The 24,169-nt window shown below is 67.3% G+C and carries 23 protein-coding genes; 13 read left to right on the forward strand and 10 right to left on the reverse strand.

The features are described from left to right. Positions 1-30: 30 nt before the first annotated feature. From HW532_RS09195 to HW532_RS09205, 3 genes are all read left to right on the forward strand, one after another. Positions 31-1,038, forward strand: a complete 1,008-nt coding sequence (locus HW532_RS09195; RefSeq protein ID WP_213164084.1) for a TRAP transporter substrate-binding protein — start codon at positions 31-33, stop codon at positions 1,036-1,038. Positions 1,039-1,120: 82 nt separating this feature from the next. Beyond that, positions 1,121-1,588: a TRAP transporter small permease gene (locus HW532_RS09200; protein ID WP_213164085.1), complete on the forward strand. Its 468-nt coding sequence runs from the start codon at positions 1,121-1,123 to the stop codon at positions 1,586-1,588. 11 nt (positions 1,589-1,599) lie between these two features. Then, the gene (locus tag HW532_RS09205; RefSeq protein ID WP_213164086.1) at positions 1,600-2,901 is read left to right on the forward strand and encodes a TRAP transporter large permease; all 1,302 of its coding nucleotides are present in this window, start codon (positions 1,600-1,602) and stop codon (positions 2,899-2,901) included. A 34-nt stretch (positions 2,902-2,935) separates the two neighbouring features. Here HW532_RS09205 and HW532_RS09210 read toward each other — a convergent pair whose 3' ends face one another. The 3 genes from HW532_RS09210 to HW532_RS09220 form a co-directional block, all read right to left on the reverse strand. After that, a complete protein-coding gene (locus HW532_RS09210; protein WP_213164087.1) occupies positions 2,936-3,538 on the reverse strand; it encodes a hypothetical protein in 603 nt (200 codons plus the stop codon). Between the two features lie 83 nt (positions 3,539-3,621). After that, positions 3,622-4,227 (reverse strand): Spy/CpxP family protein refolding chaperone, encoded by a 606-nt coding sequence (locus tag HW532_RS09215; RefSeq protein ID WP_213164088.1) that lies wholly within the window; start codon positions 4,225-4,227, stop codon positions 3,622-3,624. Between the two features lie 117 nt (positions 4,228-4,344). Further along, positions 4,345-5,025, reverse strand: a complete 681-nt coding sequence (locus HW532_RS09220; RefSeq protein WP_246479767.1) for a cysteine hydrolase family protein — start codon at positions 5,023-5,025, stop codon at positions 4,345-4,347. A gap of 170 nt (positions 5,026-5,195) precedes the next feature. Here HW532_RS09220 and HW532_RS09225 point away from each other — a divergent pair, with 170 nt between their 5' ends. The 4 genes from HW532_RS09225 (at position 5,196) to HW532_RS09240 (ending at position 8,871) form a co-directional block, all read left to right on the forward strand. Then, positions 5,196-6,191 (forward strand): ABC transporter substrate-binding protein, encoded by a 996-nt coding sequence (locus HW532_RS09225; RefSeq protein WP_246479769.1) that lies wholly within the window; start codon positions 5,196-5,198, stop codon positions 6,189-6,191. A 47-nt stretch (positions 6,192-6,238) separates the two neighbouring features. Next, positions 6,239-7,021, forward strand: coding sequence for an ABC transporter ATP-binding protein (locus HW532_RS09230; protein ID WP_213164089.1), 783 nt, complete (start codon positions 6,239-6,241; stop codon positions 7,019-7,021). After that, a complete protein-coding gene (locus HW532_RS09235; protein WP_246479771.1) occupies positions 7,011-7,871 on the forward strand; it encodes an ABC transporter permease in 861 nt (286 codons plus the stop codon). The genes HW532_RS09230 and HW532_RS09235 overlap by 11 nt, the downstream gene beginning before the upstream one ends. A gap of 259 nt (positions 7,872-8,130) precedes the next feature. Further along, positions 8,131-8,871, forward strand: coding sequence for a sulfite exporter TauE/SafE family protein (locus HW532_RS09240; RefSeq protein WP_213164090.1), 741 nt, complete (start codon positions 8,131-8,133; stop codon positions 8,869-8,871). A 6-nt stretch (positions 8,872-8,877) separates the two neighbouring features. On the opposite strand, the gene HW532_RS09245 is transcribed toward HW532_RS09240, so the two are convergent. Together HW532_RS09245 and HW532_RS09250 are read right to left on the reverse strand one after the other, a co-directional pair. Further along, positions 8,878-9,570, reverse strand: a complete 693-nt coding sequence (locus HW532_RS09245; protein WP_213164091.1) for a GntR family transcriptional regulator — start codon at positions 9,568-9,570, stop codon at positions 8,878-8,880. Positions 9,571-9,658: 88 nt separating this feature from the next. Then, positions 9,659-10,546, reverse strand: a complete 888-nt coding sequence (locus tag HW532_RS09250; protein ID WP_213164092.1) for a beta-keto acid cleavage family enzyme — start codon at positions 10,544-10,546, stop codon at positions 9,659-9,661. Between the two features lie 232 nt (positions 10,547-10,778). Here HW532_RS09250 and HW532_RS09255 point away from each other — a divergent pair, with 232 nt between their 5' ends. The 3 genes from HW532_RS09255 (at position 10,779) to HW532_RS09265 (ending at position 15,470) form a co-directional block, all read left to right on the forward strand. Further along, positions 10,779-11,963 (forward strand): TAXI family TRAP transporter solute-binding subunit, encoded by a 1,185-nt coding sequence (locus HW532_RS09255; RefSeq protein ID WP_213164093.1) that lies wholly within the window; start codon positions 10,779-10,781, stop codon positions 11,961-11,963. An 86-nt stretch (positions 11,964-12,049) separates the two neighbouring features. Continuing rightward, complete coding sequence (locus HW532_RS09260) at positions 12,050-14,011, forward strand: TRAP transporter permease (protein WP_213164094.1); 1,962 nt, start codon at positions 12,050-12,052, stop codon at positions 14,009-14,011. A gap of 103 nt (positions 14,012-14,114) precedes the next feature. Continuing rightward, positions 14,115-15,470 carry a ferredoxin reductase family protein gene (locus tag HW532_RS09265; protein ID WP_213164095.1) on the forward strand — a complete coding sequence of 452 codons (1,356 nt, stop codon included), beginning with the start codon at positions 14,115-14,117 and terminating at the stop codon, positions 15,468-15,470. A gap of 14 nt (positions 15,471-15,484) precedes the next feature. Here HW532_RS09265 and HW532_RS09270 read toward each other — a convergent pair whose 3' ends face one another. Beyond that, complete coding sequence (locus HW532_RS09270; RefSeq protein ID WP_213164096.1) at positions 15,485-17,023, reverse strand: class I adenylate-forming enzyme family protein; 1,539 nt, start codon at positions 17,021-17,023, stop codon at positions 15,485-15,487. Beyond that, positions 17,020-18,174 carry an acyl-CoA dehydrogenase family protein gene (locus HW532_RS09275; protein WP_213164097.1) on the reverse strand — a complete coding sequence of 385 codons (1,155 nt, stop codon included), beginning with the start codon at positions 18,172-18,174 and terminating at the stop codon, positions 17,020-17,022. Before HW532_RS09275 ends, HW532_RS09270 begins: the two co-directional genes overlap by 4 nt. Before the next feature lie 217 nt (positions 18,175-18,391). Here HW532_RS09275 and HW532_RS09280 point away from each other — a divergent pair, with 217 nt between their 5' ends. Next, complete coding sequence (locus tag HW532_RS09280) at positions 18,392-19,885, forward strand: AMP nucleosidase (RefSeq protein ID WP_213164098.1); 1,494 nt, start codon at positions 18,392-18,394, stop codon at positions 19,883-19,885. Between the two features lie 12 nt (positions 19,886-19,897). Here the strand turns inward: HW532_RS09280 and HW532_RS09285 are convergent, their stop codons facing one another. Genes HW532_RS09285 through HW532_RS09295 form a run of 3 tightly spaced genes read right to left on the reverse strand, consistent with a single transcriptional unit; the run spans position 19,898 to position 22,692 of the window. Beyond that, positions 19,898-20,926, reverse strand: coding sequence for an endonuclease/exonuclease/phosphatase family protein (locus HW532_RS09285; protein WP_213164099.1), 1,029 nt, complete (start codon positions 20,924-20,926; stop codon positions 19,898-19,900). Between the two features lie 39 nt (positions 20,927-20,965). Continuing rightward, positions 20,966-22,117: an arylamine N-acetyltransferase family protein gene (locus tag HW532_RS09290; protein ID WP_213164100.1), complete on the reverse strand. Its 1,152-nt coding sequence runs from the start codon at positions 22,115-22,117 to the stop codon at positions 20,966-20,968. Beyond that, the gene (locus HW532_RS09295; RefSeq protein ID WP_213164101.1) at positions 22,114-22,692 is read right to left on the reverse strand and encodes an NADPH-dependent FMN reductase; all 579 of its coding nucleotides are present in this window, start codon (positions 22,690-22,692) and stop codon (positions 22,114-22,116) included. The genes HW532_RS09290 and HW532_RS09295 overlap by 4 nt, the downstream gene beginning before the upstream one ends. Positions 22,693-22,768: 76 nt before the next feature. On the opposite strand from HW532_RS09295, the gene soxR reads away from it, so the two are divergent. Both soxR and HW532_RS09305 read left to right on the forward strand, forming a co-directional pair. Continuing rightward, the gene (gene soxR, locus HW532_RS09300) at positions 22,769-23,230 is read left to right on the forward strand and encodes a redox-sensitive transcriptional activator SoxR (RefSeq protein ID WP_213164102.1); all 462 of its coding nucleotides are present in this window, start codon (positions 22,769-22,771) and stop codon (positions 23,228-23,230) included. Between the two features lie 125 nt (positions 23,231-23,355). Beyond that, the gene (locus HW532_RS09305; RefSeq protein WP_213164103.1) at positions 23,356-24,036 is read left to right on the forward strand and encodes a L,D-transpeptidase; all 681 of its coding nucleotides are present in this window, start codon (positions 23,356-23,358) and stop codon (positions 24,034-24,036) included. Positions 24,037-24,169 lie beyond the last annotated feature (133 nt).

The raw sequence follows: 24,169 nt of genomic DNA on the forward strand, positions 1-24,169 counted from the left end.
CCGACAAGAGAAAAGCAAAGGGAGGAAACAATGAAACGACTACTGGCTCTCATGGCGGTTGCCGCCGGACTCGGCCTGGCGCCACCGGCGCAGGCCGCCGATTACGAGCTCAAGATCTCCACCATGTTCCCCTCCACGCACTTCATCCAGAAGATCGCGCTGGAGCCCTGGGCGAAGGAGATCGAGGAGAAGACGGACGGCCGCGTCCATTTCACCTTCTTTCCCGCCGGCTCCGCCTTCGGCGACGCCACGCGCCAGTTCGACCAGGTGCGCACGGGCGTCGTCGACGTGGCGGTCGGCATTCCCGCCATTCCGCGCGGACGCCATCCGCGCACCGTGCTGATCGAGCTGCCGTTCACCGTGCCTGACGCGGAGGTCGGCACCTGCGCCCTCATGGCGGTAAAGGACGACGTGAAGGCGGATTTCCCCGGCACGCATATCCTGTCGCTGACCGTCACCGAACCGAGCGCGGTGCACACCAAGACCAGGGTGGAGACGCTGGAGGACCTCAAGGGCATGCGCATCCGCACCCCGACGCCGGCGATCACCGCCATGCTGGAGTATATCGGCGCCACACCGGTCGGCATGCCGCCCACCGAGATCTATGAGAGCGTGGAACGCGGCGTGGTCGACGGCAATGTGATGCCGTGGGGCCCGGTCGGTGCCTTCAAGCTCTGGGAAGTGCTGAAATACCATCTGGATGCCGGCATCAACCCGGTCAGCATGTACACGCTGATGAACCAGAACCGCTATGACAGCCTGCCAGAGGACATCCGCGAGATCATCGACGAGGTGAGCGCGGAACGGTTCGACAAGAACTGGGGCAAATGGTGGGCGGAAACCGACCAGGAGGCCATCGACGCGGCGAAGGAGAACGGCAACGAGATCACGCCCATGTCGGCCGAGACGCGCGACGAATGGCGCGAGAAGCTGAAAGGCGTGATCGATACCTATCTCGCGGAGAATTCGGGCCTCGACAAGGCGGAGGCCGAAGCGCTCTACGCCACGATGCGCGAGGCGGTCGCCCAGTGCGAGTGACGTCTCCCTTGCACCCCGGGGCCACATGTGCCGGCCCCGGGGGTCGAGGGCCCGACCCCGCCAATGCCGTCATGAGCCCATCATGAAACAGTCGACCATCTATCTGGCCCTGGCGGGCACCGCAGCGCTCGTCGTCGCCGTGATGCTCACGGTTGCCGACATCGTGCTGCGCACAGCGACGACGCTCACGGTGGAGGGGCTGACCGACATCGTCACCCTGTGCACCATGATCGGGGCGATGCTCGCCATCCCCTACGGTTTCGCGACGGACAGCCATGTCTCCATAGACGTGTTCACGAGCCGCATGCCGGAGCGTGCACAACGCTGGCTGAGGCTCCTTGCCGCCTGCCTCGGGGCCGCGTTCCTCGCCGGCGTCTTCTGGTTCTCCACCCGCCAGGCGTTGACCGAACTGAGCTATGGCGACCGTAGCCAGTCCATCGGCATCCCGATGATCTGGTACTGGCTTCCCCTCCTCGCCGGCGTCGCGATCGCGGCCGCCGTCAATCTCTGGCTTGTCGTCCGCATCCTGCGCGGCCGGGACCAACGGTGAGTTCCATAGCAATGTCGCCCCCAATCATCGGTGTGACCGGACTGATCTGCCTGCTTGTCCTGATCGGCCTGCGCGTGCCCGTGGCCATTGCCATGGGCATCGTCGGCATTGTCGGCGGAACCGTGCTCAACGGATGGTTCAGCCTCGGCTTCATCCTGGGCTCGCAGCCCTTCGTCACGACGTCCTCCTATGCGCTCTCCGTCATTCCGCTTTTCGTGATGATGGGCGCCTTCGCATCGCGCGCCGGCCTCTCCGCCTCGCTGTACCAGTCGCTTCATGCGCTGATCGGCCACTGGCGGGGAGGGCTGGCATCGGCGACCATCGGAGCCTGCGCGCTGTTCGGCGCGGTGTGCGGATCGAGCCTGGCCACGGCGGCGACCATGGCCCGCGTCGCCGTGCCGGAGATGACGGAGATCGGGTACGACCGGCGGCTGACCTCCGGCGCGCTCGCCGCCGGCGGCACGCTCGGCATCCTCATTCCGCCGTCCATCATCATGGTGATCTACGCCATCCTGACCGAGCAATCCATCGGGCGGATGTTCCTCGCCGGCATGATACCGGGCCTCCTTGCCGCCGCGCTCTATATGGCGGCCGTCTATACAACCGTAAGGCTCCGGCCCTCCTGGGCACCGCGTACCGGGCGCCCCGACCGCATCGAGTTCGCCGCCGCGATCCGCCAGATGTTCCCGATCCTGGTCCTGTTCGGCGTGATCATGGGCGGCATCTATGCCGGCGTCTTCTCGCCGACCGAGGCGGCGGGCGTCGGCGCGTTCGGCGCGGCGGCGCTGGCCTGGGCGCGCGGACGGCTGACGGCCCGCGTGATCTACGAGGCGCTTCTGGAGACAGCGGCCACGACCGGCATGCTCTTCATGATCCTGATCGGAACGTCGGTGCTGCAGTTCTTCATCGAGACGTCGACGCTGCCGCGTGTCATCGTCGACTGGATCGACGCGCTGGGCATGCCGCCCATCGGGGTGATCGTCACGATTCTCGCGATCTACGTGGTTCTCGGCTGCTTCCTGGACAGCCTGTCCATGATGCTGATCACCCTGCCGCTCGTCTTTCCGATGGTCACGGCCCTGGGGTACGATCCGATCTGGTTTGGCGTTCTCGTCGTCTCCGTCGTCGAGATCGGGCTAATCACGCCGCCACTCGGCATGAACCTCTATGTGATCACCGCATCGGTCGACAGGCTGCGCTTCGAAACGGTCGCCGCCGGCGTCATGCCGTTCCTGCTCGCCGACGCGATCCGGCTGGCCCTGCTCGTCTCGATTCCCGCCCTGTCTCTGGCGCTGCCGGCCTGGCTCATGTGAGCCTGGCCGCGCAGCATACGAGGCGCTGGACGCCTCAATAGCATCCGTAATAGCGCATGCAGCCGCGATAGTCGGGGTTGTTGTAGCCCCAGTTCTCCACGCACCGCCTGTGCCAGTATGCGCAGCGGTCATTGTAGCGCGGCGCCGGCGTGCCCCAGTACGGAGCGTTCCAGTAGAAGGGCGACCACCAGGGGAAGGCATACCACCAGCCGCCGTAATAGTAGCGATAGTTCTTGCGGCGATGCTTGTATCTCGGACCGTGACGGTGCCGGTCGTAATGGTGCCGGCGCGGCGGCCTGTGATGCCAGTCGCCACGCGGACGCCGGCGGTCGCCGTGCCAGCGCGGACGGCTGCGCTGCCAGCGCGACCGGTCGCCACCCCGGTCGTTGCCCCGCCAGTGAGACCCACCACGGCGCCATTGGCGCGAGCCACGGCCTTCTCCGCGATGGAACGACCTCTTGCCGCCATCCCTGGCGAGGAGAACCGGCGCATCCGCCTGGACTGTTTGCCCGTGGGTTGTGCCAGCCACAGCGGGTAGGGACGCCGCGGCGGCGACACTTGCGAACGCTCCGGCAGCGGTCACCGCCAGAAGGACGGCACCGCCCACCCCGGCAAGCATACTGAGAACGGCTTTCATACCTTTTCTCCTCGCTCCCGCCGGCACAGGCTAAAACCCGTATCACCGGCGGGTTACGCGGGCAGGAGGACAATCGCGTCCCGTCACTGCGGCATCATCATGCCGCCGCCACGTTGCATGCCCATGCCTCTGCCCCGTCCCATACCTCTGCCTGGGCCCATGCCCATACCCATGCCCATCATCGGGAGAACGACCTGGTCGGCCTGCTCCTTCTGCTTGTCGTCGAGCACGGCGTAGAGCTGGTCCACGGCGCCCTTGAGGTCCTTCATTTGCGCGAGACGAGCCTCCATGTGACCCAGACGGAAGTCGAGCCGGTCCGGCAGCGACATCTTGAAGATCTCGCCGTCGCGCATCTGCATCATCATCTGGGTCATCATCTCGTTGCGGCTCTGCGCGGTCTCGCGGAGGGTCTTGGCGAAGGTGTCCCACTGGGCCTCCTGCGCGTCCGTGATCGCGAGCTCCGCCTTCATGAAGGCGAGCCGCCCGTCGATCCGGTCGAGCATCATGCCGGACCCGTACCCCATCATCGGACCACCCATGCCCCTATGGCCCATCATGTGATGCATGCCGTAGCCGGGCCACCAGCCATAGCCGTCGGTATCGTCGTCATCGGCAAGCGCGGAACCGCCGACCCCTAGCGCAATCACGGCGGCGGCGAGGAGTGTCGTGGGAATCTTCCTGTTCGACATTGGCTTGCTCCTGTCGGTTCCACGTCGCATAGCAACGACCTGACAGGAATTATGGCCCCTCGGGGCGGGGGAGCTGTTTGATCCACGTCAAGCAGCCGGACCGCAAGGGACGGCCGTTCAGGAATAACGCGCGATCACCTCGTCCGTTCCCGCGACGTCGCCGAAGAACAGGTGAAAGTTCACCAGTGCCGCCTCGTGCTCGTCGTCGCGCAGCGTGGCGTTGGCGTCGTGCACCATGGTCGTGCGGTAGTTCAGCATCATGGCGTCGCGCGCGGTGGACTCGCAGCACGCATTGGTCATGGTGCCGGCGACCAGCACCGCCTCGACGCCCTTTCCCCTCAACGTCGCGTCGAGATCGGAAGCGCCCTGGATGAAGGCGCTGTAGCGTGTCTTGCCGACGACGAGGTCGCCGCCGCGCACATCGAGCTCCGGCCAGAGGGCGGAGCCGGGCGCATCCTCGGCGAGCGCCGCGCAGCGCGCCTCGAAGCCCTCCCGGGTCATCAGTTCGTGGTGGAAATGCGGGATCGTGTCGAGCGCATCCTGCGTGAACAGCGTGCGAATCCACACGACGAGCCCGCCGGCATCGCGCAGGCTCCCGGCCAGGCGGTTGACATTCGCGACGATGGCGCGCGCTTTCGGCACCTCCGCACGCGAGCCCGGCGCCATGAAGTAGTTCTGCATGTCGACCACCACCAGCGCGGTGGCCGAAGCCGGCACCTCCCCATGGGCCGAAGCCCGCCCCTGACGCGCGACCACACGGTCGATCGCCCAATCCGGCATCGTAAAATTGTGCATCATGCCCTCTTTTTGTGCACGAAATGTCCCTGAATTCCGCGGATCATCGGACTTGCTTTTTGTATACAGTGGACAAATACGATTCAATGCAAATGGCACGGCCCTTGCTGTGTCGGAGGCGACCGCATCCGCCCGTCCGGCACCTCCGGACCGAAGACAAGGGGTTTCGTCAAATGCACGTCGTCCGATCAGCCATCCTCACCTGCATGATGCTTGCCATGCTCGCCGCACCGGGTTCCGCGGACGAGCCCACGAAGATCAGGTTCATGGAGGTCATCCACTCGCTGTTCTATTCCCCGCTCTATGTCGCCGACGGCAAGGGCTTCTTCGAGGAGGAGGGGATCGACTTCGATTTCGTCGCCGCCCAGGGCAGCGACAAGGCGACCGCCGCACTCCTGTCGGGGGCGGCCGATATCGTGCTGGTGGGCCCGGAGACCTCGATCTACATCCAGAACGGCCAGTCGCCGGAGAAGATCAAGATTTTCTCCGGCCTTACCGCTACGGACGGTTCGTTCCTCGTGAGCCGGGAGAAGGTGGAGGACTTCGACTGGCAGATGCTGAAGGGCAAGACGGTGCTCGGCTGGCGCAAGGGCTCATCGCCCGCCCTCTATCTGGAGGCCATCCTGCGCGATCACGGGCTCGACCCGGAAACGGACGTCGACATCGTCACCCATATCGCGATCCCCGCGCGCGTCGGCGCCTTCATGGCGGGCCAGGGCGATTTCGGCACCTATTTCGAACCGGACGTGACGGCCATCGAGCAGGCGGGCAAGGGCTATCCCGTGCTCAATGTCGGCAACGCGCTCGGCAAGATCGACTACACGGTCTTCGCCGCCACCGACAGCTACATCGCCGAGAATCCCGGGATCGTCCAGGGCTTCACCAATGCCATCGCGAAGGCGCAGCAATGGGTCCGGGCGGCCGATCCCGAGTCGGTCGCGACCGTGCTCGCCCCCTATTTCCCCGGCGTGTCGGAGGAGGTGATCGCCGCCACGGTCACACGCCATCGCGACGCCGGCATATGGAAGACGAGCCCGCTCGTCACGCCGGAGGCCATCGAGGCGCTCCAGGAGCTGCTCATCGCCTCGGGCATCCTGAAACCCGACGAGACGGTCGCCTATGAGAGCGTGGTCGACGCCTCCTTCGCCGGCGCCGTGCCGGGCGAGTGAGCGATGGGCGCACACCGCAAGACCCGCAACCGCTCAAGGAGGCTGCCATGAGCACGCCCAAGATCGAGTTCCGCCATGTGGGGCTGCACTATTTCGGCCCGCAGGGAGAGACAGAGGCCCTGCGCGACATCGGCTTCGCTGTCGAGGAGGGCGAGTTCGTCAGCATCGTCGGCCAGTCGGGCTGCGGCAAGAGCACCCTTCTGTCGCTCCTGTGCGGACTCATCCGACCGACATCGGGCGAGGTGCTGATCGATGGCGAGCCGGTCACGGCCCCCTCGCCCTCGGTCGGATTCATGCTGCAGCAGGACAGCCTGTTCGAATGGCGGACCATTCTGGAGAACGCCGTTCTCGGGCCGGAAATCCGCGGCGGCGACATGCGCGCGGCCCGGGCGCGGGCGGAAACGCTGCTTAGGCGCTACGGTCTCGAGGAGTTCAAGCACCACCGCCCCGACCAGCTTTCCGGCGGTATGCGCCAGCGCGCGGCGCTGGCCCGCACCATGTGCCTCGAGCCCGACATCCTCCTCCTCGACGAGCCGTTCTCCGCCCTCGACTTCCAGACCCGGCTGTCGATCGCCGACGAGATCGGCAACATCATCCGACGGGAGGGCAAGACCGCCATCCTCGTCACCCACGACATCCCGGAGGCCATTGCCATGGCCGACCGGGTGATCGTGCTGAGCCGCAGGCCGGGCCGGGTAAAGGCGGTTCATTCGATCTCCTTCCCGAGCGCGGGCGGCGAACGCCCGTCCGCCTTCAAGGCCCGCGACGCGGAGGAATTCTCTCAACTCTTCAAGACCGTATGGGGGGAGCTCGAAGTCCATGTCGAGTAACACGGCAACCATGACCGAAACCGCGACAGACACGGACGGCGTGGCGGCGCGACGGCCCGCGAGCCCCGCCTATCGGGCCTGGCTCGCCCGGCAGCGCCGCGACAGGCGGATGGTTCTCGCCACCCAGATCGGTCTCGTCGTGCTCTTTCTCGCCCTGTGGGAGCTCGCGCCCCGCATGCACTGGGTCAACCCGATGCTGACGAGCTATCCCAGCGCGGTGTGGACAGGCTTCGTCGAGCTCGTCCGGGACGGCAATCTGGGCTTCCACGTCGCGGTCACCATGATCGAGGTCGTGGCGAGCTTCGCCATCGCCATGGCGCTCGGCACCGCCGTCGCGGTGGCACTGTGGATGTTCCCGCTGGCCGAGCGCGTGCTCGACCCGTTCCTCGTGCTCATGAACGCCCTGCCGAAGATCGCACTGGTGCCGATCTTCTATATCTGGCTGGGGCCGGAAGGGTCGATCTACGCGGTGGCCGTCGCGGTCGCCGTCTTCATCACGATCCTGATGCTCTATACGGGCTTCCGCCAGACCGACGCCAACAAAATCAAGCTCGCCCGCACATTCGGTGCCGCGCGCCGCCAGGTCCTCCGGAAGGTGGTGCTGCCGGGCAACGTCCACACCTTCGTCGCCACGCTCAAGGCCAATGTGGGGCTCGCCCTCGTCGGCGTGATCGTAGGCGAGTTCCAGGCGTCCAAGGCGGGCCTCGGCTATCTCATCGTCTATGGCAGCCAAATCTTCCGGATGGACATGGTGATGGCGACGATCGTCATTCTGGGCATCATCTCGCTGGTCATCTATGCCGGCATCCAGAGGCTCGACACGACGCTCTCGCGCGGCCATCGCGGCTGACAACGTCCCCGGAGAGTGCCGTCCGTCAGGGCACCGGCCACGGCCGGCCGCATCTCCGGGGCAGTCACCCGCTGACAGCCCGGCCCGCCGGCAAGACCGGCGAGAACCCACATGCCCCGTGCCACCCCACGCCTCATACGGCATATCTCACGCAGGACCCGGCCTGCCGGCAGCGATACCACACAAGGGATATTGGCAGATTTATTTGTATACAGTATACAAATATCGAATCCCGGAATCTGACTTCGAATAGCGCCAGATGACAGATCTGACAATGATCATTCCGCTAACGGAATGGATAGCGGCGAGCCTTCTCATTGCCGTCAGCGCATGCCTCCAGGGCGTCAGCGGCATCGGCTTCGGCATGGTCGCCGCGCCGATCCTCGCCATCGTCCATCCCGAGCTCGTGCCGGGGCCGATGCTGTTTCTGGGCCTCGTCATCGCCGTCATGGCCGTGCTGCGCGAGCCGGCCGATCTCGACCGCAGGGGCCTGGCCTTCGCACTCGCCGGCCGACTGCCGACCTCGATCCTCGCCGCAATCCTGATCGGCGTCCTGCCGGTCAAGGCGCTGGGCATCGTCTTCGCCGCGATCATCCTCGGCGGCGTGGCGCTCAGCCTTGCCAGGGTGCCGCTCGGTCCGACGCCCGGAACCCTCCTCGGCGCAGGGCTCCTGTCGGGTTTCATGGGCACCATCACGTCGGTCGGCCTGCCGCCGGTCGCACTGGTCTATCAGGGCGTGCCGGCGTCGACGCTGCGCGCGACCATTGGCGGCTACCTCGCCATCGGCACCGTCATCTCCATCGCGGCGCTGGCCACGGTCGGCCGGTTCGGTGTCCACGACATGGCGCTCGGCCTGTGGCTCGTCGTTCCGATGTCGCTCGGTTTCTGGGTCTCCACGCCGCTGGCCCGGCGCATGCCGCAGCGCATGGTGCGCATGGCCGTTCTCGGCCTGTCGGCAACCGCCGCACTCATCCTGCTCGCCCGGCAGTTCGCGGCCTGAAGGGCCCTATCCCTCGCCGTTCCGCACGCCCTCGCCGGGGAGCTGCGCCTCGCCCGCGCCGATCACATGCTCCATGGCGAGCCGGGCGGCGCGATCCTCGTCGCCCTCGATGATCGCCTTGAGAATGCTCGCATGCTCGTCCCAGTTCTGCTTCTGGCGCTCGGGATCGGCGGGCGAGAACAGGAGCGCGCTGCGCACGCGCAGCATGCTCAGCACCTCCGACAGGAGCCGGTTGCTGCCGGCCTCCGCGAGCGCGTGGTGGAACTGGTCGTTCAGCTCGTTGAGGCTCTTGCCGCGCCCGGCACTGATCGCCGCCTGCCCCTTCTCCAGGATGGCGCGGGCGCGCTTGAGCACCTGCGGCGTCCTGTGGCGGGCGGCAAGGCGCGCATTGTGCGCCTCCAGGAGCGCGCGGATCTCGATGGCCTCGCGCACCTCCTGCATGTTCGCATGGGCGACATGGGCCCCCCGGCGGCTCGACACGTCGACGAGCCCCTCAGAGCTCAGCGCGCGGATCGCCTCGCGCACGGGATTGCGCGACACGCCGAATTCCTCCGCCAGCCGGTCCTCGACCAGCCTGTCGCCGGGTTTCAGCCGCCCCTCGACGATCGCGGCGCGGATCTCCTTGCGCACCAGATCGTGAAGCGGGGCGTGCCCGGCCCCGAGCCGGCCCTTGCCGGAAGATCGACGTGCCCATGCCATTCGTGTCTGCCTCCTGTTCCGAATCTCGTATACAGAAGACAGGGGCGTTTGTCGCCTGCCGGACCGCAAGAGGCCCGCTTCGTGCCGGTCAGACGAGCGCACCCTCCAGCCCGAAGAGCTTGCGCGCCGCGGCCGGAGAGGCGACCGAACCGCCCATGAGCTCCACCACCGTCACCGCGCGCTCGACGAGCGCGGCGTTGCTCGGCGCCAGCACGCCGCGGTCGAGATAGAGATTGTCCTCAAGACCCACCCGGACATGTCCGCCCAGCATGACGGAGAGAGCGGCCATCGGGAATTCCTGGCGCGAAATGCCGAAGGCCGACCATGTCGCACCCGCCGGCAGCGCGTCGCGCATGGCGATCATGGCCTCCGGCGTCGCCGGCGCGCCATAGGGGATGCCGAGACAGAGCTGGAACAGCGCCGGCATGGCGAGGTGGCCATCGCGGATGAGCACCTTGGCCAGCTCGATATGGCCGAGATCGAAGACCTCCACTTCCGGCGTCGTGCCCGCCGCGCGCGCCCGCCTCGCCATGTCGCGCAGATGGGCCGGCGTGTTGACGAAGGCGTGCTCGCCGAAATTCATCGTCGCGATGTCGAGCGTGCAGATCTCCGGCCTCAGCACCTCCACATGGCGCATGCGCACCTCCGGCGTCTCGAGCGTCGTGGCCGGGCCCGGCATGCGCGGCGTCGTCTCGTCCGGCACGAAGCGGGCGCCCGCCCCGGTCGTCAGGTTGACGACGACATCGCTGCCGCTATCCCGGATGCGCTCCACGACCTCGCGATAGAGCGCGAACTCCATGCTGGCCTTGCCGCTCTCGGGATCGCGCACATGGATATGGACCACCGCGGCGCCGGCGGAGGCCGCCTCCAGCGCCGATGTCGCGATCTCCTCCGGCGTGACCGGCACGGCCGGGTTCTTGGCCACCGTATCGAACGACCCCGTGACCGCGCAGGTCACCACTACCTCTCGTCCCATGCGTTCCCTCGCTCCCTGATTCACGGACCGCGCCGCGTTCCCTTCCGGCAGGCAAAAAATCCGCACCGCCGCGCTTGCTTTACCCGCCATGTTAGCGGAGGATATTTTTCTCTGCGATATTCTATTTCGCAATTTCAATCGACACTGCACGGAAGAGCCGGGGCCACCCCAACGAGCCCGACAAGACGGCCCCGTCCACGGCACGGACCACCGGCCGAAAGGGAGGAATTGAATGACCGCCACGATCCATCGACTGATGGGATATGCCCCGCGCGCCGCCCTGCTCGCGACCGCTCTCATGTTCGGCGCGTCCGCGGGCACGGTCCACGCTCAGGGTTCGGGGCTTCCAGACCAGCTCGCCTGGACCGCCTACGATGTGGGCTCTTCGGGCTACAACCAGGCCGTCGCCATCGGCGGCGCGCTCAAGAACAAGCTCGGCGTCGACCTGCGCGTCCTGCCCGGCAAGAACGACGTGTCGCGCCAGGTGCCCCTGCGCGCGGGCAAGGTGCAATTCTCCGCAACCGGCGTCGGCGCGAGCTACATGGCCCAGGAGGGCGCCTTCGAGTTCGGCACCAAGCAATGGGGCCCGCAGGAGGTTCGCGTGCTCGTCGCCTCCAACAGCGACAGCAACCTGTCCGTCGGGACCGCCGCCGATGCCGGGATCGAGACCATTGCGGACCTGAAGGGCAAGCGCGTGGCCTGGGTCGTCGGCTCGCCAGCGCTCAACCAGAATATCGGCGCCATTCTCGCCTTCGGCGGCCTCACCTGGGACGATGTGGAGAAGGTGGAGTTTCCGGGCTTCGGCGCGGCATGGGAAGGGATCGTGAACAACCAGGCCGATGCGGCCTTCGCGTCCACGACCTCGGGCCGCGCCTATCAGCTCGAGGCCTCGCCGCGCGGCCTTTTCTGGCCGCCGCTGCCCCATGACGACAAGGAAGGCTGGCAACGCCTGAAGGACGCCGCACCCTTCTTCCTGCCCAATGCGGCCAGCGAGGGCGCGACCCTGTCGAAGGAGCACCCGCATGAGGGGGCGGCCTATCCCTATCCGATCCTGATCGCCTATGACGAGCAGGATCCCGACCTCGTCTATGCCATGACCAAGGCCATGATCGAGCTCTTCCCCGCCTACAAGGACGCCTCTCCCGGCATCAACGGCTGGGCGCTCGACCGCCAGGTCTTCGACTGGGCCGTCCCCTATCACGAGGGCGCCATCCGCTACTTCAAGGAGGCCGGCGTGTGGACCGACGAGCACCAGGCCCACAATGACCGGCTGATCGAGCGCCAGAAGGTTCTCAAGGACGCCTGGGCAAAGGTGATGGCGGAGGATATCGACGACCCGGCCGAGTTCAAGAAGGCCTGGTTCGCCACACGCGCCGACGCGCTCGAGGCGGCCGGCTTCAAGCCCATCTACCAGTGACCCGTTGACCGAGGCGAGCGGCCGGCAGGGCTCCCCCGCGGAGCCGCTGCCGGCCGCCGGCGTTTCATGCGAGGAGCCCTGAAGGCATGGCCGGCACTGCCGAGTTGAGCGAACCCGTACGGTACCGCGAACTGCAAGCCCCCTGGCGCATGGTGACTGTCGTCCTGACGCTCGGGGCGATCCTTCTCGCGGTCAACCAGCTGTTCAATCTCCAGCTCTTCGGCATCGTCATTCTCGACACGCGCTATCTCTATGCGCTGGCCGGCGTCTTCCTCGCGATCACCTTCCTGACCTTTCCGGCCTATTCCGGCGCGCCGCTCGCGCGCACGCCCTGGTACGACATCGCGCTCGCCCTCCTGTCGGCGGCGACGTCCGGCTATTTCGTGTGGACGGCGGAGCGGAGCCTCCTGGAGGGTTGGGAATATGCCGCGCCGGAGAGCGCCATGTGGGCGAGCGTCGTGCTGTGGCTGCTCATCCTGGAGGCGACGCGGCGCACGGGCGGCTGGGTGATCTTCGCGATCGTCCTGTTCTTCTCGCTCTATCCGACCTTCGCCGACCTCGTGCCCGGCCCGATCTCGGGCTTCGCGCAGCCGCTGCCCGACACGCTCGTCTTCCACATCCTCTCCAGCGAGAGCTCCTTTGGCATTCCCATGCGCGCCTTCGGGGAGCTCGTGATCGGCTTCATCGTGTTCGGCGCCACGCTGCAGCATACGGGCGGCGGGCGCTTCTTCAACGATCTCGCCCTGTCGCTCGTCGGCGGTTTCCGAGGCGGCGCGGCCAAGGTCGCGATCTTCGCCAGCGGCTTCATGGGCTCCATGAGCGGCAGCGTGATCTCCAACGTGCTCACCACCGGCGCCGTGTCGATCCCGGCCATGAAGCGCACCGGCTTCTCCGCGCCCTACGCGGCGGGAACGGAGGCCTGCGCCTCGACCGGCGGCGTGCTGATGCCGCCGGTCATGGGCACCACGGCCTTCGTCATGGCCTCGTTCCTGGGCCTGCCCTATATCGAGGTCGCCGCGGCCGCGGCCATTCCCTCCGTCCTCTACTATTTCGGCCTGTTCGTGCAGATCGACGCCTATGCCGCCCGCCGGGACCTGCAGGGCATGGCGCGCGAGGAGCTGCCGAGCCTGAAGGAGACCTGCGCGCAAGGCTGGCAGTATCTCCTCGTCTTCGCGGTGCTGATCTTCATCATGATCGGCCTGAGGCAGGAAACGCTCGCACCGTTCTACGCGACCGGTCTCCTGCTCGTGATCAATCAGCTCTCCAGGGCGACGCGCCTCGACTGGCCGGGCCTCATGACGCTTGCCGAGGGCGTCGGCCGGTCCCTGTGCGAGCTCGTCGCGCTGCTGCTCGGCGTCGGGCTGATCGTCGGCGCCTTCTCCGCGACCGGGCTTGCGGGAACGCTCGTCAACGACCTCATCTTCCTGGCCGGCGACGCGCCGATCGTTCTGCTCGTCATGGGCGCCGTCACGAGCTTCATCTTCGGCATGGGGATGACGGTCACGGCCTGCTACATCTTCCTCGCCGTGGTGCTGGCCCCCGCGCTCACCCAGACGGGCATGAACCAGGTCGCCGTCCATCTCTTCATCATGTATTGGGGCATGGTGTCCTACATCACGCCGCCCGTGGCGCTCGGCGCCTTCACCGCCGCGACGCTCGCCCGCACGAGCCCGATGCGCTCGGGCCTGGCGGCCATGCGGCTCGGCAGCGTCATCTATCTGGTGCCCTTCTTCTTCGTGCTGAACCCGGCGCTCATCGGCCAGGGTTCGCTGGCGGAAATGGCCGTGCTCGTCGTCACCGCCCTGTTCGGCGTCTATCTCATCGGATCGGCGCTGCAGGGCTATGCGGCGGGCTTCGGCGCCTTCGGCTCAACGCCCCTCGGGCTCGCCCTGCGCGTGCTCCTCTTCGCCTCGGGTCTCGTCTTCGCGGCCCCCGGCAATGCGGGCCTCGGCCTGACCCATCTGCACCTCGCCCTGATCGGTGCGGCGCTCGCGGCCCCCTGCCTCGCCTATGCCCGGCTCCAGCGACGCCAGAGCGTGGCGGCCTGACAGGGCCGGCCCCGTCATTGACAGGCATCAATGACGGGGCGGCGGCGTGCGCGTATGCAGAGCGCGAACACTCCGCCGATCCTCACCGTTGCGCGAGAAACCCATGCTGCTGAATATCAAGCGCACGCTCTGGGGCCTTCTGGCGGCCCTGACCGTCTTGTGGGTCCTGGCCGAAACCCATGTATTCCAGCCGGCGAACTTCTTCGCCTTCCGCGGTAGCATGGTCCAGTACACCGGCGTCATCGCCATGGGGGCGATGAGCGTCGCCATGATCCTCGCCCTGCGCCCGCGCTGGCCGGAGCGATGGTTCCACGGGCTGGACAAGATGTACCGCCTGCACAAATGGCTCGGCATCACGGCCCTCGTCGTCTCCATCGTCCACTGGCTCTGGAGCCAGGCGCCGAAATGGGCGGTCGGCTGGGGTTGGCTCGCACGGCCGGAACGCGGTGCGCGGGCCGCTATCGAGAACCCTGTTCAGCAGCTTTTCGCAAGCCTGCGCGGCACCGCGGAAGGACTTGGCGAGTGGGCATTCTACGCCGCCGTTCTGCTGATCGTGGTGGCGCTCGTCAAGGTCATCCCCTACCGGCCCTTCTACAAGACGCACCGGCTGCTGGCGGTGGCCTATCTGGTGCTCGCCTTCCACACGGTCGTGCTGATGACGTTCAGCCACTGGGCGACGCCCATCGGCGTGGCGATGGCGGTCCTGGTGGCCGCCGGCAGCTATGCGGCGGTCGTCGTGCTCCTGCGCCGCGTCGGCATCGACCGGCAGGTCCGCGGCAGGATCGTCTCTCTGGAACGCTATCCGGGCGTGCGGGCGCTGGAGACCGAGATCGAGGTGCCCCGGGACTGGCCCGGCCACAAGGCCGGCCAGTTCGCCTTCGCGACATCCGACACCGCGGAGGGCGCGCACCCCTATACCATCGCGTCCGGCTGGCACCCGAGGAACCCGCGCATCACCTTCGTGACGAAGGCACTTGGCGACTATACGAGCCGCCTGCACGAAACGCTGTGCGTCGGCCAGGAGGTGAAGATCGAGGGGCCCTATGGCTGCTTCACCTTCGATGACGGCCGCCCCCGCCAGATCTGGATCGGCGGCGGCATCGGCATCACGCCCTTCATCGCGGCCATGAAGCACAGGGTGCTCGAGCGCGAGGCCGATCCCGGCGTGCGCCAGCCCGTCATAGACCTTTTCCATTCCACCGCCGACTACGACGAGACGGCGCTCGGCAAGCTGGAGGCGGACGCGAAGGCGGCCGATGTGCGGCTGCATCTCCTGGTCGACGCCCGCGACGGCCTGCTGACCGGGGACCGCATCCGCGAGGCCGTGCCGGACTGGAGCGACGCCAGTCTCTGGTTCTGCGGCCCCATCGGCTTCGGCGCCGCGCTCAGGCGGGATTTCGCAGCCCACGGCCTGCCGGTCTCGGAGCGCTTCCACCAGGAGCTCTTCGAGATGCGGTGAGCCATCGTCCGGCGTTATCGCATCTCGTCGCGGACCATCCGGGCGAGCGTCGCCTTGAGAAGCTTGCCCGTGGGGGTCGCCGGCAACTCCGCCATGATGAGATAGCGCGACGGGCGCTTGTAGGGCGCAAGCCGCGCCTCGACATGGGCACGCAGGGCCGCCTCGTCGAGCGCGGAACCCGCCACGGGCTGGACGCAGGCCACGACCTCCTCGTTGCCGTCGACAGGGCGCCCGACGACGGCGCACAGCGCGACATCGGGATGGGTGTTGAGCGCGGCCTCCACCTCCACCGGATAGACATTGAAGCCGGAGCGGATGATGAGCTCCTTCAGCCGTCCGACAATATAGAGATTGCCTTCCGCATCGCGGCGCGCGAGATCGCCCGTGTGGAACCAGCCGTCCGGTTCGAGCACGCGCGCGGTGCCGTCCGGGTCGCGGTAATAGCCCTTCATGACCAACGGCCCTTTCACACACAGCTCGCCGATCGCGCCAGGCCCCGCCTCCCGCCCCGTCGCCGGATCCTCGATCCGGATCCCGAGGCCCGGCATGGGCGGCCCGACCGTGTCGTCCGCCGCCGGGCGGTCGATATCGGTGGTGGAGACGGTGGGCGCGGTCTCCGTCAGCCCGTAACCATTATGGAGCGCAAGGCCCCACATCTCCTCCACCCGGCGCTTGAGCGTCATGTCGAGTGGTGCGCCGCCTGCGGAGATGTAGCGAAGGTCGGGCGCGGCCAGCGGCGCTCCCCGGACGGTCGCGAGCTCGAGCAGCCGGGCATACATGGCGGGCACGCCCTGAAAGACGCTCACCCGGTCCTCCTCAAGCGCGCGGGCAGCGGCCTTCGCGTCAAAGCGCGCAACCAGCCTCAACCGCGTCCCGTAGCACAGCGAACCGAGGAACATGGAGGCGAGCCCGAAGACATGGGACACCGGCAGCACGCCATAGACACGGTCCTTCGGGGACAGGCGCCGCAAATGACCCGACATGCGCGCGACAAACAGCAGGTTCGCATGGGTCAGCATGACCCCCTTCGGCGTTCCGGTCGTGCCGGAGGTGTAGATGAGGGCCGCGACCTGATCGCGCCCGTCGGTCTCGACCGGTTCGGGCACGCTGTCGGCCACAGGTCCCGCCATCACCTCCCCGATGGGTCCGAGATCGACCGGTTCCGCGCCCGCCCGCTCGGCATGCTCGCGCGCCGCCGGCGACACGCCCGTCATGTAGAGCGCAAGCCGCGGCGTCGCATGGGCCGAAATCGCGGAGAGCTCCTCGCCCGTCAGGCGGGCGTTAAGCGGCACCACCCACGCGCCGAGCCGGCTCAGCGCGAAGATCGCGACCGCGAGCGCAACACAGTTCTCGTTGACCACCAGCACCCGGTCGCCGCCGCGCACGCCGAGCCCGGCAAGGTGGCCCGCGGCCTCCTCCACCGCCGCCGCCAGCATGCGGCCGGTGAGGGCATGGCCATCGTCGGCCAGCACCTCGTCGTCGGCGCGCATGTCGCCAAGCCGGTCGACAAGGATGTGGATCCAGGCCTCCGGGGGAAGGCAGGCCGTGCTCATGAGGCGGCGTCCCGGATCATGTTGCGGGCGATGACGAGCTGCTGGATCTGGCTCGTCCCCTCATAGATGCGGAACAGGCGCACATCGCGATAGAATCGCTCCACGCCGTAATCGGCGATATAGCCGGCCCCGCCATGGATCTGCACCGCGCGGTCGGCGACGCGTCCCACCATCTCCGAGCAGAAGAGCTTGGCGGAGGCCGCCTCGGTCGCCACCGTCTCGCCGGCATCGCGCCGTGTCGCCGCGTCGAGCACCATGGCGCGGCCCGCATAGGCCTCCGCCCGGCTGTCGGCGAGCATCGCCTGAATGAGCTGGAAATCGGCTATCGGCCGGCCGAACTGCTTGCGCTCCATGGCATAGGCGAGACTGTCGCGGATCAGTCGTTCGGCCACGCCCACACAGACCGCCGCGATATGGAGCCGGCCGCGGTCGAGCACCTTCATGGCCGTCTTGAAGCCCTGGCCCTCGCGGTCCCCCAGAAGCGCGCTCGCCGGCACGCGGCAATCCTCGAAGATCACATCGGCGGTATGGGCCCCGCGCTGGCCCATCTTCCGGTCGACCGGGCCGATCCTGAGCCCCGACGCGCCCGCCTCCACCAGGAAGGCGGAAATGCCGCGCGCACCCTTCTCTTCCGGGTCGGTACGCGCCATGAGCGTGAACAGCCCCGCTTCCGGCGCGTTGGTGATGAACCGCTTGGTGCCGTTGACCACATAGTGGTCGCCATCGCGAATGGCGGTCGTCTTGAGCGCGGCGGCGTCGGAGCCGGAGTCCGGCTCGGTCAGCGCGAAGGAGCCGATGATCTCGCCGCTCGCGAGCCTCGGGAGATAGGCGCGCTTCTGCTCCTCCCTGCCATCGAGCACGATGCCCTGCGAACCGATGCCGTTATTGGTGCCGAGCATTGAGCGGAAGGCCGGAGAGGTCTGGCCGAGCTCGAAGGCGACGCGCACCTCCTCCGCCATGGCGAGCCCCAGCCCGCCATACTCCTCCGGGATCGACAGGCCGAACAGGCCGAGCGCGCGCATCTCGTCCAGAAGCGTGGACGGGATCTCGTCGTCCTCGGCGATCTTGTGCTCCATCGGCACCAGCCGCTCGCGCACAAAGCGGCGCACGGTGTCGAGAAGATGCTCCAGCGTTTCGGGATCGAGGGCCATGGCGTTTCCGTTGTGTCTTGTGTGCTGTGGACGGAAACTGTCGCATGAGCGCCACGAAAGCGTCAATTTGGCGGAACAGTATTTTGCATAACAAAACCGCCTCGCAAGGCTTCCGGCAATGAGGGCTTGCCCGGACATCGGCTTGCAGTCACAGTCGGGACAGTCCAGCGAACGATCCGCCGGCGTCTCCTGCCGGCGACCTATCGGCAGGGGACCCATGCCCGACATCATCCAGCCGGACCCGATCGTCACCGAAGAGTTCCCGGATGCGCAGGCCGCTGTCGCGCGCATCGAGGCGATCTACGAGCGCAACACCGCCTTTCTGAGGCAGCATTTCGAGGCCTATCTGGCGGGCGAGACGCCGCCGGGGCACATCCGGGCCTGCTATCCCTTCGTGCGGATCGTGACGAGTTCCCATGCGCTCATCGATTCGCGCCTCTCCTACGGCTTCGTCGCCCGCCCGGGCGTCCACGAGACGACGCTCACCCGGCCGGACGTGTTCCGCGACTACCTTCTGGAGCAGGTCGCCCTGCTGATCGAGAATCACGGCGTCGGCATCGCGGTCGGCGAATCCGCCGAGCCGATCCCGGTCCATTTCGCCTACAAGCACGATATCAGCCTGGAAACGCAGCCTCTCCAGCGCGACGGGGTCCTGCCCCAGAGCCCGATGCGCGACCTGTTCGACGTTCCCGATCTCGCGGCGATGGACGATGCCATCATCAACGGCACGCTGGAGCACGGCCCGCACGACCCGGAGCCGCTCGCCCTCTTCCGTGCCGGGCGCATCGACTATTCGCTCCACCGTCTCCTGCATTATACGGGCACGAGCCCGGCCCATTTCCAGAACTTCGTGATCTTCACCAACTACCAGTTCTATGTCGACGCCTTCATCCGCATCGCACGCGAGAAGGTCGCCGCGGGCGAGCCCGCCAGCCTCGCCTTCGTCGAGCCGGGCGGCGCGGTCACGCGGGCCGACGGCCATGGAGGGCTGGAGACGGAAGGCGAGCCGCCCGGCCGGCTCCCCCAGATGCCGGCCTATCATCTGGTCGGGCCCGGCAATGACGGCATCACCATGATCAATATCGGCGCCGGCCCCTCCAATGCCCGCACCATGACCGACCATGTGGCGGTGCTCCGGCCCCATGCCTGGCTGATGCTCGGCCATTGCGCGGGCTTGCGGAACACTCAGACCCTCGGCGACTACGTGCTGGCCCACGGTTATGTGCGCGAGGACCATGTGCTCGACGACGACCTGCCGACCTGGGTGCCCGTGCCGCCGCTCGCGGAGGTGCAGGTGGCGCTGGAGAGCGCGGTGGCCGAGGTGACGGGACTTTCGGGCTATGCGCTGAAGAGCGTGATGCGCACCGGCACGGTGGCGAGCGTCGACAACCGCAATTGGGAGCTCGGCGACTACCGGGCCGTCATGCGCCGCCTGTCGCAGTCGCGCGCCATCGCGCTCGACATGGAATCGGCGGCCATCGCCGCCAACGGGTTCCGCTGCCGGGTACCCTACGGCACGCTCCTGTGCATCTCCGACAAGCCGCTCCATGGCGAGATCAAGCTCGCGGGCATGGCGGGCGAGTTCTACCGCCGGCGCGTCGAGCAGCATCTGGAGATCGGCCTGAAGGCCCTGGAGACGCTTCAGGGCCAGGAACGCGAGCGGCTCCATTCCCGCAAGCTGCGCAGCTTCACCGAGGTCGCCTTCCAGTGATTTCGCGCCCGCTCACGACGGCAGCCGGAACTCCACCCAGAGGGGATGGTGGTCGGAGATGCGGAACGAGAAGCTCGCCTTGGTGAGATCGAGATCGCCCAGCAGCCGTCCCCACAGCTCCACGATGCCGCCATCGGCAAGCTCCAGCCCGATGAGCGCCGCCTCGCCTTCCGCGAACCAGGCGATCTGGTCGTGATAGCTTGCCGCCTCCGGCTCCGACGCGCGGCCATAGATCGTGCGCGGATGGCTCTGCAGGAGGAAGGGAACGGAGAGACCCGTCTCCACGAAGGCCTCGTAGAGCCGGCTGTCGCTGCGCTCCAGATTGAAGTCGCCGAGCACGATCAGATTGTGGTGCCAGCGGCGTTCATTGGCCGCCCAGTCGCGCATCCACTTGGCGATGCCGCGCAACTCCGGCATTCGCTCGACATCCTCGTCGCCATAATCGACATGGGCGGTCACCAGGATGAAGGTCGTGTCGCGCGTGCGAAACGACACCGCATAGGGATTGCGGGCGAACTGGCGCTTGAAGCTCTCCTCGTCGAAGCCGAACTCGGCCGCCTCGTCCGGCACGACGAGCTCGCCCGCGAGCCCTGACAGCGAGACCCGCGTCGTGTCGAAGAGATAGGCCATGTGCTCGTCATTGCCGCCCTGCCCCGCATTGCGGTCGGTCATGAGGAAGCTCCAATTGGGGCCGAGGACCTTCATGGCCGACCGCAGGGCGCGGAAATCGGCACCGACCTCCTGCACGGCGACCACATCGAACCGCGAGACGATCTCCGTGATCGCCCACAGGCAACGATAGTCGCGCTTGGGGCTGTCGTCGGAGGAGGCGGGCACCGCCCATTTCCGCGTCAGCGAGCGGAAATGGGCGATGTTCCACGTGGCGATCAGGATATTGCGGTCGATATCGCGCTTAGGCGGCACGAGCCCGTCGAGATAGGCGGAATAGGCTCGCATCTCCTCGACGACGGCCCGCGGCACGTCGCCGTCCGCCGGCGCGTGCGCCGGATCGGCAAACAGGACGTCCAGAGGCGTGGCCATGGTCGGCTCCCCCCGCAAACCGCCGGAAAGCCAAGCCTATCACACCGCCGGTGACGGCTCCATGGCGGCCCGCTCGATGACCTCCCGCCAGGACGGCTCGACGGCAAGGTCGAACACCTCTTCAAGGGCCCGTTCGAGCCCGGCCGCATCGAGAACATGCTGTTCGACGGTGCCATCCGGCCGGCGCAGGGTGAGGCGGTTGTCGAGCAGCGCATGACGCGCTTCCGGCCGGGTTCGCGCCACGGTCAGGCTCCGGCGGAAGGGCGAGTTCGGGTGGGTCGAGGTGTACCAGTTGGCGAGCTCGTAATCCGCCGGCTGACAGGGGTCCGGCGACAGCTCGTACATCGCCCGCCATCCGCCGTTGCGCCAGACCTGCGCAAGAAGAGCCGGGCCGAAGGGGATAATCCGGTAGGTATCGTGCAGCGTTCGCTGCGGCTCCTCGGTATCCATGCGCAGCGGCGCCGGCGGCACGCTGCTGCCGAAGCCGACATCCACCAGCCACGGCCTGCCGTCGAGCGTGACCCTGAGCGCCATATGGGTGCGCGGGGCCACAGGGGCGTCCGGCGGGGCCATCCAGAGCACCCGGGCGGCAAGCCCCTCCACCACGAAGCCCATGCGTGCGAGAACGCGCTTGAACAGGCTGTTCTGCTCGAAGCAGTAACCGCCCCGGCGCCCCGCGATCAGCTTGGCATCGATCGCTTCCTCGGCCAGATCCACGCCACGGCCCAGAAGAACGTCGACCGCCTCGAAGGCAATGGAATCGAGATGGCGCTCATGGAGATCCCTCAAGGTGTCGATGGTCGGCGTATCGGGACCGTCATAGCCGATGCGGGCACGATAGGCGTCGAGATCGACGAACGGCCGGTCCCGCCCGCCCCCGAGCGCTTCCGCGATCTGGCGCACCGCGGTCGGGGCGGAGACGTCGACGAGGCGGATATCCGGGTTCTGCGCACGGAATGCCGTGCCGAGCGCCTCGCGCAGGGGCCGCTCGATGCCGCCGCCAATGGCGACCAGACCGAAGGACCGGGCATCGAAGGCGCTGACCGCGCCCTCCGGCTCGGTCGTTCCGTCCGCAGTGAGGCCGAGATCGGACAGCCCCTGCAGGACCGTCTCGAGCACGGCCTCAGACCGGCCGATCACGAGAATATGCGAGGTGATCTCACCATGCCGGGATTGCGTGTCGATGCTCATTCCGCAGCCTCCCCGTAAGCGCTCTGCTCGCGCGCCTGACGCAGCGCATGAGCCCACCATGCCAGGTGCGAGAGCATGGTCGCCATGGCGCGCGTGGCCGGTTCCGGGTCGGCCAGCTCGCCATTATCGTCGAAGTGGTTCGGGGCGCCAGCGAAACTGACGCAGTCCCTGATGCCCACCGCATGGGGCTCCGCGAAGACGAGACGCAGCTGCTCCACCGCCCGCAGCCCCCCGGAGACGCCGCCATAGGACACGAAGCCGACGGGCTTGGCCCGCCACTCCCTGCCGGCTGAATCGATCAGTGCCTTCAGCGGCGCGGGAAAGGAATGATTGTATTCCGGCGTGACGACGACAAACGCGTCCGCGCCGTCGAGCCGGCGCTTCAGCGCTGCGCTCGCAATCGTGTCGTGACCGGCCACGCCATTGGCGATATCCGGCGAGGCCGGATCGATCCGGTCGAGTGCGAAGCCGCCATGGCGGCCAATTTCCGACGCGGCCCAGCCGGCCACGGTGTCGCAGAAGCGCCCGGTCCGGGCACTGCCGTAGATCAGGGCAAGTTCGATCTGTCTCTGCATGGGTGTTCGCTCCCGGTATTGCCGTTGCAGGAGCGCACTGTTATAAAACCTCAAGTTAAGTTTAGGTCAAGCCCCCATGACGAGACTTTGTCCACAGGACCGGCGCAGGCCCCTGACGGTGGGCGAGGTCGCCCACCGCAGCGGCGTGGCCGTCTCCGCCCTCCACTTCTACGAGGCCCGCGGCCTGATCCGCAGCTGGAGGACGGAGGGGAACCAGCGCCGCTACGGGCGCGACGTGCTGAGACGCGTGGCGGTCATCAAGGTCGCCCAGCGCGTCGGCATCCCGCTGTCCGAGATCGGCGAGGCGCTCGCCGCGCTGCCGGAAGGCCGCACACCGACCGCTGCCGACTGGGAAGCGATGTCCGCCCGGTGGCGCGCCGACCTCGATGCCCGGATCGGCCGTCTGACGGCGCTGCGCGACAGGCTCGACGGCTGCATCGGATGCGGCTGTCTGTCCTTCAGGGACTGCCCCTTGCGCAATCCCGGGGATGTCTTGTCGGAAGAGGGCCCGGGGCCTCGCCTTCTCGATCCGGAGTAGCCGCTCCCGGCGATCGGACCATAGACGGCATCACAGAAAACGCCGACTGTGACCTAGGAAGCACAGCTAAGGGAGGATTTTTCGCTTATAAGATGCGATCCGCAAATACTGGAGTCTGGCCTCACATGTCGAATCTCGATCGTCGCGCCGTCATTGCCGGCCTGACCGTCACGGCCGCCACCGGCCTCACGGGTTGCGTGACCACGGCGTCGTCGCCCCCCGATGCGGGAAGCCCGACCGACTACCAGTCCATGTATGCGGCGATCACCACCGAGCCGTTCCCGATCCCGGCGGTCGACGTATCGAGAATGAACCCGACCTATCTGCGCCAGCGGGTACGCTACAGCGCCGGCGAACAGCCCGGCACAATCATCGTCGACCCGGCAAGCTACTTCCTCTACCACATCGAGGAAGGCGGCTGGGCGATGCGCTATGGCGTCGGCGTCGGGCGAGAGGGCTTCGGCTGGTCGGGCTCCGCCACGATCAAGGCGAAGCGCAAATGGCCGGACTGGTATCCCCCCAAGGAGATGATCGAGCGCGAACCGCGCCTGAAGAAGATGATCGTCCAGCTCCAGAGTGGGCTCGGCATGCCGGGCGGTCCGCGCAATCCGCTCGGCGCCCGCGCGCTCTATCTGTGGCAGAACAACAAGGACACGCTCTACCGCATCCACGGCACGTTCGAGCCCGGGACCATAGGCAGGAGCGTCTCGTCCGGCTGTATCAGGATGATCAACCAGGACGTCATCCACCTCTATAACCGCACGCCGATCGGCACCACCGTCGTCGTCCGCTCCGCCGGCGTCTGACGGGTCCGCCCCGCCGCCGACAGCCCCCGAGGGCGAAGCGGCTGAAACGGCCATATGCGATAGCCACCGGCAAGAAGAGGCCGGCTGCGCCTTGACCTGCGTCAAGGGCAGCCCGCGTATCCGCGCGCAAGAT

The organism is Kaustia mangrovi, assembly GCF_015482775.1.
Classification (GTDB): Bacteria; Pseudomonadota; Alphaproteobacteria; order Rhizobiales; family Im1; genus Kaustia; species Kaustia mangrovi.

Bases quoted from the DNA above. Each gene is read 5' to 3' on its own strand.
- HW532_RS09195 (WP_213164084.1), top strand. From the start codon at position 31: ATGAAACGACTACTGGCTCTCATGGCGGTTGCCGCCGGACTCGGCCTG.
- HW532_RS09200 (WP_213164085.1), top strand. From the start codon at position 1,121: ATGAAACAGTCGACCATCTATCTGGCCCTGGCGGGCACCGCAGCGCTC.
- HW532_RS09205 (WP_213164086.1), top strand. From the start codon at position 1,600: ATGTCGCCCCCAATCATCGGTGTGACCGGACTGATCTGCCTGCTTGTC.
- HW532_RS09210 (WP_213164087.1), bottom strand. From the start codon at position 3,538: ATGAAAGCCGTTCTCAGTATGCTTGCCGGGGTGGGCGGTGCCGTCCTT.
- HW532_RS09215 (WP_213164088.1), bottom strand. From the start codon at position 4,227: ATGTCGAACAGGAAGATTCCCACGACACTCCTCGCCGCCGCCGTGATT.
- HW532_RS09220 (WP_246479767.1), bottom strand. From the start codon at position 5,025: ATGATGCACAATTTTACGATGCCGGATTGGGCGATCGACCGTGTGGTC.
- HW532_RS09225 (WP_246479769.1), top strand. From the start codon at position 5,196: ATGCACGTCGTCCGATCAGCCATCCTCACCTGCATGATGCTTGCCATG.
- HW532_RS09230 (WP_213164089.1), top strand. From the start codon at position 6,239: ATGAGCACGCCCAAGATCGAGTTCCGCCATGTGGGGCTGCACTATTTC.
- HW532_RS09235 (WP_246479771.1), top strand. From the start codon at position 7,011: ATGTCGAGTAACACGGCAACCATGACCGAAACCGCGACAGACACGGAC.
- HW532_RS09240 (WP_213164090.1), top strand. From the start codon at position 8,131: ATGACAGATCTGACAATGATCATTCCGCTAACGGAATGGATAGCGGCG.
- HW532_RS09245 (WP_213164091.1), bottom strand. From the start codon at position 9,570: ATGGCATGGGCACGTCGATCTTCCGGCAAGGGCCGGCTCGGGGCCGGG.
- HW532_RS09250 (WP_213164092.1), bottom strand. From the start codon at position 10,546: ATGGGACGAGAGGTAGTGGTGACCTGCGCGGTCACGGGGTCGTTCGAT.
- HW532_RS09255 (WP_213164093.1), top strand. From the start codon at position 10,779: ATGACCGCCACGATCCATCGACTGATGGGATATGCCCCGCGCGCCGCC.
- HW532_RS09260 (WP_213164094.1), top strand. From the start codon at position 12,050: ATGGCCGGCACTGCCGAGTTGAGCGAACCCGTACGGTACCGCGAACTG.
- HW532_RS09265 (WP_213164095.1), top strand. From the start codon at position 14,115: ATGCTGCTGAATATCAAGCGCACGCTCTGGGGCCTTCTGGCGGCCCTG.
- HW532_RS09270 (WP_213164096.1), bottom strand. From the start codon at position 17,023: ATGAGCACGGCCTGCCTTCCCCCGGAGGCCTGGATCCACATCCTTGTC.
- HW532_RS09275 (WP_213164097.1), bottom strand. From the start codon at position 18,174: ATGGCCCTCGATCCCGAAACGCTGGAGCATCTTCTCGACACCGTGCGC.
- HW532_RS09280 (WP_213164098.1), top strand. From the start codon at position 18,392: ATGCCCGACATCATCCAGCCGGACCCGATCGTCACCGAAGAGTTCCCG.
- HW532_RS09285 (WP_213164099.1), bottom strand. From the start codon at position 20,926: ATGGCCACGCCTCTGGACGTCCTGTTTGCCGATCCGGCGCACGCGCCG.
- HW532_RS09290 (WP_213164100.1), bottom strand. From the start codon at position 22,117: ATGAGCATCGACACGCAATCCCGGCATGGTGAGATCACCTCGCATATT.
- HW532_RS09295 (WP_213164101.1), bottom strand. From the start codon at position 22,692: ATGCAGAGACAGATCGAACTTGCCCTGATCTACGGCAGTGCCCGGACC.
- soxR (WP_213164102.1), top strand. From the start codon at position 22,769: ATGACGAGACTTTGTCCACAGGACCGGCGCAGGCCCCTGACGGTGGGC.
- HW532_RS09305 (WP_213164103.1), top strand. From the start codon at position 23,356: ATGTCGAATCTCGATCGTCGCGCCGTCATTGCCGGCCTGACCGTCACG.